Annotated in this window: 15 protein-coding genes, 1 tRNA gene and 1 pseudogene; 7 read left to right on the top strand and 10 right to left on the bottom strand. The window is 37.9% G+C overall.

Features of this window, described 5'->3' with window-relative positions:
- The first annotated feature begins 44 nt into the window (after positions 1-44).
- From H5126_RS02935 to H5126_RS02915, 5 genes are all read left to right on the top strand, one after another.
- Positions 45-2,219, top strand: a complete 2,175-nt coding sequence (locus tag H5126_RS02935) for a hypothetical protein (RefSeq protein WP_182720020.1) — start codon at positions 45-47, stop codon at positions 2,217-2,219.
- An 11-nt stretch (positions 2,220-2,230) separates the two neighbouring features.
- Positions 2,231-2,959 (top strand): hypothetical protein, encoded by a 729-nt coding sequence (locus H5126_RS02930; protein WP_182720019.1) that lies wholly within the window; start codon positions 2,231-2,233, stop codon positions 2,957-2,959.
- Positions 2,960-3,637: 678 nt separating this feature from the next.
- Positions 3,638-5,170 carry a hypothetical protein gene (locus H5126_RS02925; RefSeq protein WP_182720018.1) on the top strand — a complete coding sequence of 511 codons (1,533 nt, stop codon included), beginning with the start codon at positions 3,638-3,640 and terminating at the stop codon, positions 5,168-5,170.
- 115 nt (positions 5,171-5,285) lie between these two features.
- Complete coding sequence (locus H5126_RS02920) at positions 5,286-5,723, top strand: DUF6641 family protein (protein WP_182720017.1); 438 nt, start codon at positions 5,286-5,288, stop codon at positions 5,721-5,723.
- A gap of 2 nt (positions 5,724-5,725) precedes the next feature.
- Positions 5,726-6,154: a JAB domain-containing protein gene (locus tag H5126_RS02915; protein ID WP_182720016.1), complete on the top strand. Its 429-nt coding sequence runs from the start codon at positions 5,726-5,728 to the stop codon at positions 6,152-6,154.
- Between the two features lie 223 nt (positions 6,155-6,377).
- Here H5126_RS02915 and H5126_RS02910 read toward each other — a convergent pair.
- The 4 genes and pseudogenes from H5126_RS02910 to H5126_RS02895 all read right to left on the bottom strand — a co-directional run bounded on the left by H5126_RS02910 (position 6,378) and on the right by H5126_RS02895 (position 8,372).
- A tRNA-Ile gene (locus H5126_RS02910) sits at positions 6,378-6,454 on the bottom strand.
- A gap of 254 nt (positions 6,455-6,708) precedes the next feature.
- A pseudogene (locus tag H5126_RS02905) lies at positions 6,709-7,187 on the bottom strand (hypothetical protein).
- 387 nt (positions 7,188-7,574) lie between these two features.
- Entirely contained in the window at positions 7,575-7,733 is a 159-nt protein-coding gene (locus H5126_RS02900; protein WP_002957822.1) for a YqaE/Pmp3 family membrane protein, read from the bottom strand.
- A gap of 72 nt (positions 7,734-7,805) precedes the next feature.
- Positions 7,806-8,372, bottom strand: coding sequence for a BON domain-containing protein (locus H5126_RS02895; RefSeq protein WP_024597541.1), 567 nt, complete (start codon positions 8,370-8,372; stop codon positions 7,806-7,808).
- Positions 8,373-8,700: 328 nt separating this feature from the next.
- On the opposite strand from H5126_RS02895, the gene H5126_RS02890 reads away from it, so the two are divergent.
- Positions 8,701-9,369: a LiaF domain-containing protein gene (locus H5126_RS02890; RefSeq protein ID WP_182720015.1), complete on the top strand. Its 669-nt coding sequence runs from the start codon at positions 8,701-8,703 to the stop codon at positions 9,367-9,369.
- Positions 9,370-9,407: 38 nt separating this feature from the next.
- On the opposite strand, the gene H5126_RS02885 is transcribed toward H5126_RS02890, so the two are convergent.
- A complete protein-coding gene (locus tag H5126_RS02885; protein ID WP_002957825.1) occupies positions 9,408-9,824 on the bottom strand; it encodes a VOC family protein in 417 nt (138 codons plus the stop codon).
- A gap of 243 nt (positions 9,825-10,067) precedes the next feature.
- On the opposite strand from H5126_RS02885, the gene suhB reads away from it, so the two are divergent.
- Positions 10,068-10,871, top strand: coding sequence for an inositol-1-monophosphatase (suhB, locus tag H5126_RS02880; protein WP_002957826.1), 804 nt, complete (start codon positions 10,068-10,070; stop codon positions 10,869-10,871).
- Positions 10,872-10,924: 53 nt separating this feature from the next.
- Here suhB and H5126_RS02875 read toward each other — a convergent pair whose 3' ends face one another.
- The 5 genes from H5126_RS02875 to yajC form a co-directional block, all read right to left on the bottom strand.
- Positions 10,925-11,734, bottom strand: a complete 810-nt coding sequence (locus H5126_RS02875; protein ID WP_182720014.1) for an ABC transporter substrate-binding protein — start codon at positions 11,732-11,734, stop codon at positions 10,925-10,927.
- A 19-nt stretch (positions 11,735-11,753) separates the two neighbouring features.
- Complete coding sequence (locus H5126_RS02870) at positions 11,754-13,541, bottom strand: GGDEF domain-containing protein (RefSeq protein WP_182715871.1); 1,788 nt, start codon at positions 13,539-13,541, stop codon at positions 11,754-11,756.
- A 129-nt stretch (positions 13,542-13,670) separates the two neighbouring features.
- Positions 13,671-14,618, bottom strand: coding sequence for a protein translocase subunit SecF (gene secF / locus H5126_RS02865; protein WP_002957828.1), 948 nt, complete (start codon positions 14,616-14,618; stop codon positions 13,671-13,673).
- A gap of 9 nt (positions 14,619-14,627) precedes the next feature.
- Positions 14,628-16,487 (bottom strand): protein translocase subunit SecD, encoded by a 1,860-nt coding sequence (gene secD, locus H5126_RS02860; protein ID WP_002957829.1) that lies wholly within the window; start codon positions 16,485-16,487, stop codon positions 14,628-14,630.
- Positions 16,488-16,506: 19 nt separating this feature from the next.
- On the bottom strand, positions 16,507-16,842 hold the full coding sequence (gene yajC / locus H5126_RS02855; protein ID WP_002957830.1) for a preprotein translocase subunit YajC: 336 nt from the start codon (positions 16,840-16,842) through the stop codon (positions 16,507-16,509).
- Positions 16,843-16,845: the final 3 nt, after the last annotated feature.

Here is a 16,845-nt window from a genome sequence, read left to right as displayed (position 1 = left end):
AACTACCCCAAAGAAATACCTGAAATAACCAAATGGAAGCGTATATGAAACAAGTAATTATTGTAACACTTCTTCTAGCTATTGTTGGCTGTGGCGAGCAATACGAGACAGAAAAGCTAAACTCCATATGCAATTATATGGAAGAATCACTCGAACATCTTGAATTTCAAAAGAATGATCCTAGGCTAAAGGATCATGAAATAGTCGGACAGACAGTACTCAATGGTTGTCATCATGAATTACACTATCTACTTGAATTGGGCGCAGATCCAAATCAAGGCGTTACTGGCGCCAACCTTAAAGATGTAGCATTACAAAAGAATTTCCCCGAAGTACTAAATGTGCTTAATGAGTTCAATGCAAAATCGAGTAGCGAACTAAATTTAATCGCAGAACAAGACTCATCTAAAGTTGCTCGAACCACAAAAAATAATTCTAAAGCCGAAGGTTTGAATACCTGCGAAAAAATTCAAATAGATCACAATAATGGGAGAGTTAAGCGCCCTCTATATCGAGCCAAAATGATTAAGCATAGCTGTAGTGACAATTACAACTCAATATTTACCCACTCTCCTAATAATCCAAACTCAAGAGTATCAATTAACGAAGATTTGTTATCTAAAGGAGTTAAAAGTGTAGATCCATTTATATTTGCGTCCCTCAATAAACTAGACACACTAAAAAGTTGGTTGCTGGAAAATGGTTATGACGCAAATAAACCTTATCCCAAAACTCAAGACTTAATATCTTATGGTGCGTCTAAAACTGTAATAGATTTAATTGATGCAGGCCATGACTTTAATAAAATTCACCAACAAGGTAAGAGGTTAATTGTATATGTTTCAGAAAGCTTGCATGAACAACCTAGTAATAAAAATTTACTTAAACACCTTATTGAAAAAGGTGCTAGTTTCGAACGTTCGAATGAAGACGGAGGTTTTCTGAGTGTACTAAAAGAACTAGATAAAGAAACTGGTTCAGCCCACTTGAGCTTTGTTTCTTCTTTAAAACTAAACCCTGAACAAAAAATATACCTGCAGGGAAAAACACCATTGCAAGTTGAGCGGGAAAAAGCAGCACTAGCCAAACAGAATACACAAGACGAAATGACACTCGCATTAAGTCAATTAGATGGCTGCAATAGAATTCAATATTTAGTAGAAAACAGAAAATTACTTAACGATTTAAATATCATCAAATCATACTCAAATGAGGGATACAGAAGTTATGACCAAGGTATGTTTGATGCTATAAAAAACAGATGTGCTCAAGCCGTTATTAACTGGGGTGATAAATTGAAGACCCCTTGGGTAATTGAGAAGAAAGGTAAAGACTATCCACTTCCATTTTTTGTATTGGTCCACGAAAAAAATCCAGATTTAGCGTTTAGTATTTTAAGCTCAAAGCAATACCCATATTTTGATGATAAAAAACCTTATCAAGATCACTTTTATAATTTAACCGAGAAGCTGTCTCAAAAAAACGGCACATCGAATTTCAATGAAGTAAAACAAATATTAAATACTGGATTTACAGATTATCTGAGTAATGAAACATTACAAAGAAGCGTTAACTATGCTTGGTACAATGGTCAAAATGAGTTAGCCAGTTTAATCGCAAAAAACTCCAAGGCTGTAATGCCATCGAAGGCTGGAGAAGGGCTAAAAAACATAACATTTGATGGCACTAGATACGAAGAACTTAAGGAACACCCCAAGTTTCAATGTTCAAAGGTGAGCAAATATAATTATGCTAGCTGTTACCTTAATGATGCATCTCATTTATATAGAACGATAGCTGGATTAGATTCAGCTAGAGAAGCGCTGTTTCAGTTTGTCGATAATAAGCTTTCACGAATCACTGTATACCTTTCGCTTAGTAAAGATCATCAGACAAAGCTGCTCAATGCTCTCTCTACAAAATATAAGTCTAAGGTGTCGAGCGTAGATGGTGTTTCAAAAATAGCTAGTCAAGAAATTAATTTTTCTCTAGCTCCACACCAGTTACTTGGTACATACGGGCTTGCGAATTGGTCAGGAATTTTTGAGAGCAAAACATACCGCGATATTCTAACTATAGACCAGCCAGGACGAGCTTCAAAATTGGATGACATAATTTTTAACTACCAAGAAGAAAAGCTAGCCAAAAAGAAAGCTGATGATGAAGCTAAAAAGTTAAAGACAGAACAAGAAAAAACCAACAAAAAGTCAGATATATAAAGGATTTCTAGATGTTTAAATTTGTTTTATTTTTTACCTTAGCCATGAGCTTTAATAACTTAGCTTTGGCACAACAACCTCTATCATTTAAGGGGTTAACTTTAGGTAGGGATCTAAGCTCCACTTTTGATACTAATGGAGTAGATTGCAAATCACCTGTAAAGGAATCAACTACCCATATTTGCGTCTACAAACCAACAGTAAACTCTAAATTTAGCACTTTAGCTGGTGTACGAGTAGATTACATACTATTTCATACACTTAACAATAAAATAGTTAGGCTATTTGTTGCTACAGCTGAACCAAAAGAATCAAGTTATAACCTCACAGTTGAAGCGCTGTCAGAAAAGTATGGTTTAGCAAACGAGATAAAGCCGGGTCAAACTGGCTCTTGGGATACAGCTGAGTACACTTATAAAGACAAAAATAATTATTATGTTTACAAAAACGTGAAATCTTGGTCTCAGCAGGACAGCTATATGTTATATGGAAATATTGGTCCTGCTATAAGTGCAGGCCATAAATCGTACCCTTATATATCGAATGATGATATCTGGGAACTAAAACACTTTGGCTACGAGCCATACAGAAAGCAACATCGTTCAAGGTTTCAGTTTGGTTTACTTCTTTTGGATGAATCGGCTTACCTCAATGCTATAAAAGTTAATAGAAGTAATATAAACAAAGCTCAAGCAGATAATAAGAAGCAGGAAGAGAGCTTTGCTGTTGATGATTTATAGCAAACTTTCCTGCACACTTGAAACTACATCACTCCATAAAATAAGGCTTTTTTTGGGGTAATAATAATTTCCACTTTTATTCAGGGATGCCAATTAACTCCCTTAAATAAATGCGGTATATCAAATGACCTTAATTCATCAGTAGGCCGATATCATCGTGGACCAGTAAATGGTGGATACGATGAAAATCACGATGGGAAAATCGATCATATTGAAGCATTTTCTAGCTGGGATTTTTCTCAGCTAGAACGTGTTTTACATTATGGCGTTGAGCATAAAGAGTACTTTTGGGTGAATATTGATACTTGCTATCAATTTCACGTAACGGCCAGGGATTTCATTTAATACTTCAACCTATCAATCCAACACTATGAAAAGTAGCCTAAGCCCAGTATATGGAAGCCATATTATTGGCATTTTAAGAGATTTAGAGTTAGTTAGCGTAAGCAAAGAAAAATCCAGCGTGGTTGTTAAATTTTCGGACTAACGATCAGCTTAAATTCTCGCTTGAAGTTCTACTCAACGGCACTCCAGCCATATAATTCGTCGGTAATGTACAAGTAATTGTCGGTGGAGTGAACACTTAAAGTCATTTTATTTCATATCGTTAAGCCTATGTTTTCTTTCTTACCAACTGGTTAGAAGCTAACTGGGTATTAACATTAAAAGGAAATGAAGATGATAAGAAGTAAAGTGACTTTAGCAATATCACTGGCATTTGGCTTAGTTCTTAGTGGTTGTGGAGGTAGTTCTTCAGAAGATGATAATCAATCCGTAACCCCTACGGCAAAAGTATTAACTGTAACTGGAAAAGCTATTGATGGTTATATCGTTGGTGGAACGGTATTTTTGGATATCAATGGTAACGGTAAAGCCGAACCCAATGAGCCACAAAAAGACACCGAAGAAGGTGGCGATTACACTCTAGATGTTCCTGAAGAAGATGCTGAGTGTTTGACATATTCTGCAATCATTGTCGATGTGCCAGCAGGTGCATGGGATGAAGGCTCTGAAGATGAAGGTGTTGAAGCTCATGAAGTAACTGAACCCTATCAAATTGTATTGCAGCCCACTTTTGAACCAATCACAGAAGAAGACTTCACTAACGGTTTAGTCAGAAATATTTCCCCTTTAACTACAGTGGTATGGGAAGCGATTGAGCGCAGTTATCCACCATTTGCACAAAACAAAGGTAACAACCCGAATGATAGTGCCTCAAACGCTAAACATTGCCATTACCTGAAAAATCACGATGAAGTTGTACAAGAGCTACAACAAGAAATAGAAGATACAGTTAATGGCTTGGTTCAGTTTTACAATCTATCAGCGGATCAAATATATGCTGACTTTATTGCGGATAAAGACTCTGAGGCTTTTCACGCTGCACAAGATATTATGAAAGGATTAAAAGCAGCTTATAAGCGTAAAACGGATTTAAGAGCACAATACTCAGACTATCCAAATGCTGAGATCCGAGTATTTGTACACAGAAACCCTGAACTAGATGAATATTTTCAAATTGATAACGGCTGGTATCGTGACGAAGTTATATTTTTAGGCACTGAAGATTTTATCGAATTTAGCAAGCTACAAGATACCGACAAGCTTAATAAAATTGACTTCATCACCAGTAAGTTTCATGAGTTAGGTCAAGAATGGAATGATCAAGATAAAAATGGCTGGTTAAGTGTTAGAAAGGACGCGTACAGAGATTCTGACGGTACATACCGCTGCGCGAAAAACGAAAGAGTCAGTTTTGATGTTGATGGGATTCATTATGAGTTAGGTAATGGTTCTGATTCAGATGTTTTAGCTGACTCGTTTGAAAATTGTAACTTTGATGATTTTTCGAATCCTTATGAGAGAAACTATCACCTTAGATATAAAGACGGTGAGTCAACATATAGTGCAGAGTTCTACTTTAGAGCAGAGCAAAGTCGCTTTATGGAATTGTCTGACTGGAAAGAGTTTGAAGGTAAAAACGAGCTTGATGTCCAGCAGATGATAGATATCTTAGTGCTAACTCCTTATAAGTGGGAAGATGAAGTAACTATTGATACTGCATATTGGCGTAAACGTAAAGAAGAAGGTGATGTACAAATTGATGTTGATAATGAAAGCAACTGGCAGAGAGCAACTAAGCAAGCAGATGGAACGATATTATATGAGTGCAGTACGGATGGTGAAAACTGGAGCGAATGTGCTGAATAATCAATAAGTTATTCGTTCCGTAATTGGCGATCTAAAAGATCGCCTTTTTTTGTTGTCTTGAAATACAAACTGGTTGGAAGGTTAATGGGTATTCGCAACCATAAAAGGTAACCAAATGACACAAACAACACTAGCAAAACTGAAATGTACAGCCCGCCCGACTATTCCAGCTATCGAGCCTATTCAAGTTAAACGCGAAAAACTGATTGCCCGATTAAACGAACAACGTGCTATGGCTGCTTGCTTATTGGAAAGTGAGGTGTATACCGCTTATAAAGAGGTTTGGATAAACGATGGTATTACCGGAGAGAAGAAACGAGTAAAGCAACCTAAGAAGCTAAGACAGTGGTTCTATCAAGTGAATGATACTTGGTTCTTTGAAATAAAGTATGGCAACAAGTCATTGGAATTACAGAAAGGCAAAGTTGCGATTGAAGTGGGTAAGCAAGAAAATTTACTAACAACAATCGACACCTTAATTCAGGCTGTTGAAAAAGGAGAGTTAGATACTCAGCTAAAAGCCGTTACTGGACCAAGAAAAGCAAAGGTCTAGGCGTGGCTATATTACGTGAAATAAGCTGTGTCTATACCTTTAGGGAAGTAGATGATGATATTTTGAATGTAACACTTGATAGTCCAGAGAAGGTCTATCAAGTGTTTAAGCATTTGAAACATGAAACCAAAAAGCGTTTTATCGTGGTGAACTTGAACAGCCAGCATCAAATCATCAATTATGAAGTTATAGCGATTGGCGCGGTAAATCAGATATCACTTCGTTCGGCTGAAGTATTGAGAACAGCCATTTTAATTAACGCACCAGCTATTATTCTAATTCATAACCATTCATCAGGTGATCCAAAACCAAGCCCGCAGGATTTTCATTTTACCGAGCAAATTAAACAAGCCGCAAAGATGTTCAGTATCGATGTGCTTGACCATGTTGTTATTGGATATGAGAGTTTTGATAGAGCTGTCAGAGATTAAGCCCTGTTAAAATCAGGGTTTCAACCAAATTCATAGTTACCAAAAAATTACACGAATTTCGTTACTAGGGGCGATCCCCAATCAAACGTGGCTACTTTTTAAAATGTAATTTAGGGAAAATAGAGGTGGTCCTAGTTGACCTTGGTCGGGATTGGCGACTTATCTGGTAAAACAGAAAATAGTGAGAAGTTATTCACCATCTAGCCCACGTATTTAGTGGAGATGGTGGCCCCTCCCAGACTCGAACTGGGGACCTAACGATTATGAGTCGTGTGCTCTAACCAACTGAGCTAAGGGGCCAACTTTTATATAACTGCAAAGCAGTTAATTTTTGAAGCGTTTAGTCACAGAGCGACTAAAGCGGGTTGCAGTATAAAAACTTTTTAGGTGCTTGTCACTACCAAAAACCTTTATTTTAACAATCAACAAGCTAACTGCTTAAATAGTAATCTTTTAAGTGGGCATAAACATAAAATGTAAGATATTTACCGTGCTATTCACTGCATTAAATTATAAACAAAACCTATCCCATATAGTCTTTTATATTTAACCCTCTACTTTTTAAGCAAAGCTAACATATATGTGTAGGCATACAAGGCTGTAAAAATATGCTTGGGGCTACTGTCAGTGCCAGATTAGGTGTCTGATTAACTACATTCACCATAATCACTAAGCTCGATTGAACAGTAATCGGAATAATAGGCGCAAAAAGTACGCCTGCTATTTTTTTATTACTTAAATACGAGGCGCTAGAGTTAATTGCATTATTAAAACTTTGTCGTATTGCGACGTTTTGTGGTGTTTTAGAATGAAACATACAAATAATTGGAGTTACGAACGCAAGCGTTACATAACTAAACTTATACTTGTTGACGACCTTTTCTAAAATAAAGGTAAAAAACAGCGTTACAAATCCACTATACAACCCTTGCACTAATGCAGCTTGAAAAGTGACCGATTTAGCAATGTCTGCCGCACTATTTGCCCAGAAGGCCCAACTAAAATAAAAAATGAATGACACAACGCCTGACATTATAAGTCGAATATTCAATTAACTACCTCAACATGCCTAAAAACCTAGTTTAATGATAACACTAGAAGTGAAGGTAATATTGTCACTAAATAATAAGGTATTTGATTGTATATTATGGATGTATAAACACACTAATGTTGAAGATTTCCTAAATGGCATCAAATCAGAATCTGAGCGCGACTGTTAGCTGGAAAGCTTATTAGTAAACAATAAGTATAGTTTTAAAATAATATTGGGAGTGAGTTAAGGAAGTGAATTAATGAGTTGAAGAGCTTTAAAAATTGGATTTAACCTAAAAACTATCTAAAAACTAATATTGTGAGCCGATCGGTACTGAAGTATTTAGCTAAACCTCAGTAGTCGGCTTACACAATATATAATCTGTCATTATTTTTTCGCAATAATGTAGATTGCATGTATTAACCCTGGGAAATAACCTAGCAGTGTTAATAGAATATTTAACCAAAAATGCATACCTAAGCCAACTTGCAAAAACACACCTAATGGCGGTAATAAAACCGAAAGTATTATACGAATAATATCCATGATCAAACTCCATTTAAATTAAACATTGAAAAGACTTAAAGCCCAGTATTACTGGGCCTTAACTATACTGTATTATTCAGCAACAATAGCTAGTTTATCAACTACGTCGCGAACATCTTCAGCATTTTTAGCAATTTTAACTGCTAGTTGCTTTTCAGCTTCAGACTCTACAGAGCCATTCAGAGTTACCACACCGTTGTCGGTATCAACATCAATGTCTGTACCACCTACTTCTGAGTCAAACAGGAAGCGAGTTGTGATTACAGTGGTGATTTTAGCGTCCGTTAGGTCGTTATCATCATCGTCCATCATGTCGTTGCTTTTATCTTCGGTGTCCATGCTTTTAACAACAGTAAGGCTGTTATCAACATCAGTTACACCATCTAGGCTAAGTACAAGTTCTTCTGCTAGCTCTTTATCGAGTTCGCTATTAACTTTACCTGTAAGTACTACCTTGCCATTTTTTACATCAGTGTTAATGTCAAAGTTGTTTAGATTAGTGTTCATAAGTAGAACGGTTTCTGCCTTACCATCAATCCAAGCATCTTTACTTTCGTTTTCCCAGCTGTTTGCTTGGGCACCCATAGCCGTAGTACCAAGAACTAGAGCTGCGATAATAGATTTGTTAAATGTTTTCATAATCTTTCTCCTTTTGATTAAAGACACTTTAACTAATGCGAGCTTCAGGCCAACTTTATTTATACTTAAAATTCAAAGACTTGAATTAATTAAAAGATAAAACCTTATCTATGTTTGTGTAACTATTTACAGGCTACTCGGTAAAACTTTCTCAAATAGTGAAAATAGCTAGATAATTGCTCTTTTGGTTAATCTATCGTTAATATAACAAAACAAAAAACACCGTTAAATAATAACCAATTGATTATTAATGAAATTATATTTGGTACGCGGTTTGCAATCTAACTACAAGAGCAGTATCAATAGTAAATATAAGAAGGAATAACTCATGTCTGTAAAAGTTGAAGACCGCCCAATAGAGCAAGTACGCGAACAAGTGATTGATCAATTAATTTATAATTACAGTCATGGTGTTATTTCTGTTGATGCATTCGAAAGACGTTTAGATAATGCGATGGATGCATCTAATAACGAAGCACTGCTAGCCTTAGTAGAAGACTTAACACTTAATACCGATCAGCAATATAAAGCAGAAAAACAATCGCAATTTACACCACATTATAGTGCACAGCAAAACAGTGATGATGATTTTACATTACGCAGTATTTTAGGATCTAACGAGCGAAGTGGTCAGTGGGTTGTACCAAAAAATATATATTTGAGTAACTTTATGGGATCGGTGGTGCTTGATTTTACCGATGCTATTTTTGCGCATCAAAATGTAACTATTCACGTTAACTGTATTTTTGGTAGCGATGAAATTTACGTACCAGAGCATGTCAATGTAGTGTCTAAAATGTTTTGTATTTTAAGTAGCCTTGAAAATAAATCTGTGTCGCTTAACAAACGCCAAGGCCCTACAATTCATATTGAAGGAAAGGCAGTAATGGGCTCGGTTGAAGTGAAAATAAAGCGCACAATTAAAGAAAAATTTATGAGCTTTGCAAATGAGCTAAAAACCCAGTTTGGCACGGGTAATAATAACCGCTCACTATAATTGAGTAGCAGCACTTTAGCGTGCTGCTTAGTATTTTATTATAAATCGTTATTTCGCTCGCTTGGTATATCACTTAAATACTCTACAAACTCAACTTCAAACCCTGCAGGATCAATAAAGTAGACATTCTTTCTGAAAGGATTTTCGCTACCTTGCTTGCTTAGAGTAAAACCCGCTTTATTTAAGCGCATTACTACTGCGCTTAAATTATTAGTTACATAAGCAAAGTGTGCAAAACCAATTTGATGGCCCGATAAGTTTCTGTTTTCACCTTCACCATGACTGCTTATCGCAATGTAATGCGTGTCATCTCCAAAGTGTACCCAGCGTCTTGGTTTTCCATGCCAATCGCCTCTGCCCTCACTTCTAATCGACCAATGTGGAAATACAGCGCGATAAAATGTAAGCATACTATCTATATCACTCGCGACTAAGTTTACGTGCTCTAAATACATAATGTTATCCTATCAGTTAAGTTAGGAGCACGATAAAACCTCAAGTTAACTTTAGGTAAAGTGTTATTTAAAATTAATTTATTTAAATGCAGATAATTATTTTTTAAAAATATATAAACTTTTCAATCTTGTATAAAAAACAAACACAAGTATTTGGGGTTTATTGTTTACTTTATGGCAAAAGTCGCTAAAATACGCCGGCTGAAATATATAAACGTTCTTTTACAACCCAAAGGTAATACCATGCATCCAATGTTAAACATTGCGGTTCGCGCTGCGCGCAACGCAGGCAAAATTTTACTTCGCGCAAGTGAAGATTTATCAAAAGTTGAAGTGCAACAAAAAGGCGCTAACGACTTAGTAACTAACATTGATAAAGAAGCCGAAGCCGTAATTCGTGACACTATTTTACAGTCTTACCCTACTCACTCAATTGTTGGTGAAGAACTAGGTGAGCATAAAGGCAAGGATGATGATTACCAATGGATTGTAGATCCTATCGATGGAACAACTAACTTCATCAAAGGTATCCCTCATTACGCGGTTTCTATCGCACTTAAAGTTAAAGGTCGTTTAGACCAAGCTGTTATTTATGATCCAATTCGTGGTGAGCTTTTCACTGCATCTCGCGGTCAAGGCACTCAGTTAAACAGTAAACGTCTACGCGTTAGCAAAACTACGGTTCTTGCAGGCACTGTACTTGCTACTGGTTTCCCTTTCAAAAACAAAAACCACATGGATGCATACACTGAAGCGTTTAAAGCATTGTTTGTACACACTGCTGATATTCGCCGTGCAGGTTGTTCTGCTTTAGATATGGCATACGTTGCAGCTGGCCGTGTTGATGGATTTTTTGAAATTGGTTTAAAACCTTGGAACTCTGCTGCGGGCGAACTAATGGTTAAAGAAGCGGGCGGTATGGTTGTAGATTTCGCCGGTGGTAATAACTATAACCACAGCGGCAATATTATCTGTGGTTCACCAAAACTGACTCAAGCAATTATCCGCGAAATTCGTCCAGTATTAACTGAGTCGTTACTTCGCTAATTAAATGCTATTAATAGCATACTAAAAAGGAGCCTAGGCTCCTTTTTTTGTGCCTAAAAATAAGGGTTATCGAGCTTCAACTCTACTGTTTTACCTTTTGTATAAGGTAGTGTATTTAAATCCTTTGCGAAGTATTCATTAAATAATGCATCAAACTCGCCGTTTGTCTGCATTAATATTAAGCCCTCCTCTACTGCCTTTGCCAATTCGGGTTTACTCTTAGTCACAAAATAATAAATACCCGTTGGGTAGCTTATATATAAATCAGGCACAACGACTAAGTTACTTTGTTTGTTTTCAATAAGCTCAGAATTAACCTCAATAAACGAGCGAGGAAAGTAATCTATTCGCCCACGGCTCGTTAAAGTGAACATGGCTTGGTAATTGGTAAGCGGCCTTACACGTAAGCCGTTATAGGACATTATTCTTGTATCTGGCCAGTTGTGACCCTGCACTGCTGAAAACTCTCCTAGCTGCTCTAGGGTTTTTACGTCTTTAAAGCGTGCTACGTTTTGTTTATTAGTGAGTAAAGCCCGCTTTCCTATATAACCTTTAAATAGTGGTATTTTAATAGCTAAAGCAAGTGCCTCTCGCTCTGGACTACTCATACTCCAATACATATCTAGTTCGTTATCATTTAGGTTTATGAGCTTACGTTTTTGCTGATCTGATATGGGAGTCATCCTAATAACCCCAGGATAGTTAACACTCTCAAGTGCACGTACCAGTAGCTCACTTAAGTACTCTTCTCGTGCGTTTTGAGTATCTTGCTTTTGGGCTACATTAATTATTTGCTCTTGCGCCATAAGTGCAAAACTTGCAAGCAGACCAAGTACACTGGTCGAGATTTTTATTGGCAACATAATAATTACCTATTTTTATTTAAATTACCTGCTTATTGCTTGCTAGGCGCACCACTGCGGGCGCAGGCCCTTTACGTTTGCAAATAAACAAATAACTATGGCGATAACGTTTGGCTTCTTTTTTAGCATCAGTTGCGAGTGCTGCAACTTGGTGACTGTTTTTACATTGTTGTAAATCAGGCTCAACTAAGCCAATCGATAACGTTAGTAGCGGCACAAATTGCTTTTCTCCTTCACGATTTGTGGCCCAATACCCTTCGCTCTTTATGTGCTCAGGTGTAAAAAATATACGAGACTGGAGTTGAAATTGCTCAATAATGGTATTACATATATCAACCGCGTTGTGCTGATCAAACACCACCATAAAGTCATCGCCACCTATATGTCCTACAAAGTTAGCACTATTTTTACACGCTTGCACTGTTACATCAGCTAATAGTTTAATTACACTGTCGCCGCTAGCGTAGCCGTATAAGTCATTAAATTGCTTAAAATGATTTAAGTCTATATACGCGAGTGAAAACGGATTACTACCTTTTAATCGCTGCTCTATAGCTTCATTAATTGCCACATTACCAGGGAGCATAGTCAGTGGATTAGCGTGTTGTGCATGGCGTATTTTTTCTTCGGTTATGTGTTTTAAAATATCGCGAAGCGGCGCTAAACCTAAATAAGCGTTTTCTCTGGTTATCACTATATGGCGGCGTATATCAAAGTCTTGCTCAGTTATTTGTTTACTTACGGTATCGAGTAATTGGTTTTCGTCAACGACTAAGGGCTGCTTATCCATCAGTGCAGTAACGGGGCGTTTATCGTAAAGAGCATGCCCATAGGGCGCTGCAAAAACTTCTGTTAATTGATCTCTGTGAAGTAACCCTACTGGCTGGTTTTCAGTATTTAACACTGCAATGCTTATGAGAGATTTATCTTGCTCAAAGAGCTTATGCGCATCTTTACAGCGAGTGTCGCTGCTTATTGCAGGTTGCGTAACCGATAAGCGACCTATGGCCATAGATTGATCAAACAATGTGTTTGATTGCGTAAATGAAAGAGCTTTTAGTTGCTCTGAGCTGAAATCTTCACTTGGCTTTATGCTTGGCTTTTCGAGTAAAAACCCTTGTACATTACTAATGCCTAAGTTTTCTACAAATGTAAGCTCTTCTGGACGTTCGATGCCTTCGGCAATAACCTGAGTATTAGTAGCTCTGGCCAAAATAGTAATAGATTTCAAAAACTCTTTTTTAACTTCGCTTTCATCACAATGATCAATAAAATAGCGGTCAATTTTTACAAAATCAGGGCATAGTTCAGACCATTGCTTTAACCCTGAATACCCAGCGCCTAAATCATCTATTGCTATAGTAAAACCGAGCTCTCGATAATGGGCTATCGTTTTTAATAACAAGAAGCCATCATCTACTTTTTCTTGCTCAGTAACCTCTATAACTACACGGTTAGCAGCTAAGCCAAATTGCTCTATTAGGTGCAATGTTTCCCCTTTAGGGTGGCAAGGGTCTAGTAATGTTTTAGGGCTTACATTTAAAAATAATTTACCTTGTAGGTTAAGCCTTACAAAGTTTTCAATCGCTTTAGAGCGACATAGTAATTCAAGCTCCGAAATTAAACATTCCTCATGGGCAACTTTAAATAACGTATTAGGCATTTCTAACGGGCTATTTTTAGGTCCTCGACTAAGTGCTTCGTAACCTAAAATAACTTGATTACTAATATCAAAAATAGGCTGAAACAGCGTTGTTATTTCACCGCTTTTTAAAATGTACTCTAATACTTTGCGCTGAATCGTCACGTATTTGCCTTACAACTATTTTGATTGGAGCAATAAAGTACCAAGTGTGTATGACATTTTTATTGCGCAAAAAAATGCGCTCATAAAAAAACCGCTCATAAGAGCGGTTTTTATTAAGTACAAACCTAGTTACGGCATAGCGTCTTGGTCTGCGCCTTCTTTTTCTATTACTTCTGGTATTAAATCTTCTTTGCTTACGCCCATTGCTATAGCAACAGAGCTTGCAACATAAATCGAAGAATAAGTACCAATAAACACACCAAACAGTAATGCAGTTGCAAAACCATGAATGGTTTGTCCGCCCCATGCAAACAAGGCAATCAATACTAAAATAGTCGTGATTGATGTTACAAGTGTACGGTTAAGTGTTTGCGTAAGTGAAATATCAATAATTTCTATCGTATCGTCAATGCGTACCTTACGGAAGTTTTCACGTATACGGTCTGATACAACAATCGTATCATTGAGTGAATAACCAATTACCGCAAGAATTGCCGCTAATATAGTTAAATCAAACTCTAAACCTAATACCGAAAATAAACCCACAGTAATGATAACATCGTGTAGTAGTGCACCTACCGCACCTACTGCAAAGCGCCATTCAAAACGAAACGCAACGTAGATTAAGATACAAATAAGCGCAGTTAACATGGCAAGGCCACCCTGCTCTTTTAAGTCTTCACCTACACTTGGGCCTACAAATTCAATACGGCGCATTACTACGCTGTCGTCTGCTTTTTTAAGTGCATCGATTACTTGGTTACCAATTACTTCAGCTTTTACATCGCTACCGCGTGGTGCTAAGCGAACTAAAATTTCTTGGCTTGAACCAAATAACTGCACTGATGCATCAGCAAAACCATTATCAGCTAGTGCATCACGTACTTTTTTAAGGTCAGCCGGTTGTGAAAAACCCACTTCTACCGCAGTACCGCCGGTAAAATCTAAACCAAAGTTTAGGCCTTTGATAAAAATTGATGCAAACGACGCTAAAATTAGTAGCGTCGAGAAACCCATAGCCACTTTTCGAAGAGACATGAAACGAAGGGTTCTACTACCCAAACTTAAAATTTGCATGTCTGCTCCTTAAATCGAAAGTTTATCAATGCGTTTACCACCAACAAATAAGTTGATTACCGCACGGGTACCAACGATGGCTGTAAACATTGAAGTTAAAATACCAATCGCAAGTGTCACTGCAAAGCCCGCAATCGGACCAGTGCCCACTGCAAACAGTATAATGGCAGCAATTAGTGTCGTGATGTTGGCATCAAATATAGTGCTAAATGCGCTATCGTAACCAAAATGAATCGCTTGTTGAGGGCTACGGCCATCGGCCAGCTCTTCACGAATACGTTCAAAAATAAGTACGTTAGCATCAACCGCCATACCTACCGTTAATACAATACCGGCAATACCTGGTAGCGTAAGTGTAGCGCCCGGAATTAAAGACATAACACCTACAATTAGTACTAAGTTAGCCGCAAGCGCAAGGTTTGCAACCATACCAAAACCTTTGTAGTACACAAGCATAAACACAAGTACAAACGCAAAGCCAAGTGCAACCGCAGTCATACCCGCTTCAATATTTTCTTGTCCTAAGCTTGGACCTACTGTGCGCTCTTCAACAATTTGAATTGGCGCTACAAGTGCACCAGCACGAAGTAGTAAGCTTAAGTTATGTGCTTCTGCTGGGTTATCAATGCCGGTAATGCGGAACGAGCGATCAAGACGGGCTTGAATCGTTGCTACGTTAATAACTTCTTCAACCTTAATAGGCGGAAGCGCTTTACCGTCTGCATCTTTTTTACCTGATGGCTTGTACTCAATAAATACCGTTGCCATACGCTTACCAATAGCACGCTTGGTAAAGGCATTCATTTTTGCCCCACCTTTGCTATCTAACGTAATACTTACTTGCGGACGTTGGTATTCATCAGCGCCAGATTGCGCGCCCGTAATATGGCTGCCCTCTAAAATAATACGCTTTTTAAGTACAACAGGGTAACCGTCGCGGCTCATGATCATTTCAGTACCCGCTGGGATACGACCTTGGGCAGCAGCGCTAATATCTGCGTTTTCGTCTACTTCACGAAATTCAAGTGTTGCTGTCGCGCCTAAAATTTCTTTAGCACGTGCAGTATCTTGAATGCCTGGTAGTTGAACAATAATACGCTCAGCGCCTTGGCGTTGTACGTTAGGCTCTGCAACACCAATTTGGTTGATACGGTTACGAATAATCGTTTCATTTTGCTTGATAGCGTAGTCACGAATTTCTTTGAGTTTTTGCTCACTCATTGTCGCAAAAAATGCTTTATCGTTACTGCTGTCATCAATGTAGACATTTAGCGGGTAGCGAGTTTCTAAGAAACTCTCTGCAGCATTTTTGTCTTCTTCGGTACGCATTTCTACACGCATACGATCGGAGCCTGCTACGCGGCGAACACTACGATAACGTAGTTTTTCTTCGCGCAGGTCACTGCGAAAATCTTGTTCCATTTGCTCAAGCTGGTTATCAACCGCTGTTGCCATGTCGATTTCCATGGTGAAATGTACGCCACCACTTAAATCAAGACCTAGCTTCATAGGGTTACCACCGACCGCTTTTAACCAAGCTGGTTGAGCAGGTGCCATATTAATAGCAGAAATGTAATCATCGCTCAGCGAATCACGTAGTAAGTCATGCGCTTTAAGTTGCTCTTCAACATTTTTTAAACGAACTAAAATTTGTCCATCTTCAAGTATTGTCGATTTAGCGGTTACATTATTTGTTTTAAGGATTGCGTTTACTTTGTCTACAACACTGAGATCGACATCAGCGCCTTTAGCACCTGAAACTTGTATGGCCGGATCGCGACCATACAAGTTTGGAGAGGCATATAAAAGGCCAATGGCTACCACAGCTAAAACAAGTAAATACTTCCAAACTGGAAACTTGTTTAACACGGGGTCGTCCTTATTATTTTTATAGCGACTTCATTGTGCCTTTTGGCAATACTGCAGATACTGCAGATTTTTGTACTGTAACTTCTGCTTGCTCGTTTAAAGAGATAACGATGAAATCTTTCTCTTCAGAAATTTTCACAATTTTACCCACTAAACCGCCTTGGGTAAGTACTTCATCACCTTTAGCCATCATACTCATTAAGCTTTTGTGCTCTTTAACGCGCTTAGCTTGTGGGCGGTAGATTAAAAAGTAAAAAACCAAACCGAAAATAGCTAACATTATTAGCATTTCCCAACCACCGCCTGCCGCAGGTTGACCAGCTGCTGCGTGTGCATTTGAAATAAATAAACTCATGAT

Source organism: Pseudoalteromonas sp. SG45-3 (assembly GCF_014164075.1).
GTDB classification, from domain to species: Bacteria; Pseudomonadota; Gammaproteobacteria; order Enterobacterales; family Alteromonadaceae; genus Pseudoalteromonas; species Pseudoalteromonas distincta.
The sequence above is the reverse complement of the archived record's forward strand: the minus strand, read 5'-3'. Positions and strand labels throughout refer to the sequence as shown.

Bases quoted from the DNA above. Each gene is read 5' to 3' on its own strand.
- secF (WP_002957828.1), bottom strand. From the start codon at position 14,618: ATGCAAATTTTAAGTTTGGGTAGTAGAACCCTTCGTTTCATGTCTCTT.
- H5126_RS02925 (WP_182720018.1), top strand. From the start codon at position 3,638: ATGATAAGAAGTAAAGTGACTTTAGCAATATCACTGGCATTTGGCTTA.
- H5126_RS02890 (WP_182720015.1), top strand. From the start codon at position 8,701: ATGTCTGTAAAAGTTGAAGACCGCCCAATAGAGCAAGTACGCGAACAA.
- suhB (WP_002957826.1), top strand. From the start codon at position 10,068: ATGCATCCAATGTTAAACATTGCGGTTCGCGCTGCGCGCAACGCAGGC.
- yajC (WP_002957830.1), bottom strand. From the start codon at position 16,842: ATGAGTTTATTTATTTCAAATGCACACGCAGCAGCTGGTCAACCTGCG.
- H5126_RS02895 (WP_024597541.1), bottom strand. From the start codon at position 8,372: ATGAAAACATTTAACAAATCTATTATCGCAGCTCTAGTTCTTGGTACT.
- H5126_RS02920 (WP_182720017.1), top strand. From the start codon at position 5,286: ATGACACAAACAACACTAGCAAAACTGAAATGTACAGCCCGCCCGACT.
- H5126_RS02900 (WP_002957822.1), bottom strand. From the start codon at position 7,733: ATGGATATTATTCGTATAATACTTTCGGTTTTATTACCGCCATTAGGT.
- H5126_RS02885 (WP_002957825.1), bottom strand. From the start codon at position 9,824: ATGTATTTAGAGCACGTAAACTTAGTCGCGAGTGATATAGATAGTATG.
- H5126_RS02875 (WP_182720014.1), bottom strand. From the start codon at position 11,734: ATGTTGCCAATAAAAATCTCGACCAGTGTACTTGGTCTGCTTGCAAGT.
- H5126_RS02930 (WP_182720019.1), top strand. From the start codon at position 2,231: ATGTTTAAATTTGTTTTATTTTTTACCTTAGCCATGAGCTTTAATAAC.
- H5126_RS02935 (WP_182720020.1), top strand. From the start codon at position 45: ATGAAACAAGTAATTATTGTAACACTTCTTCTAGCTATTGTTGGCTGT.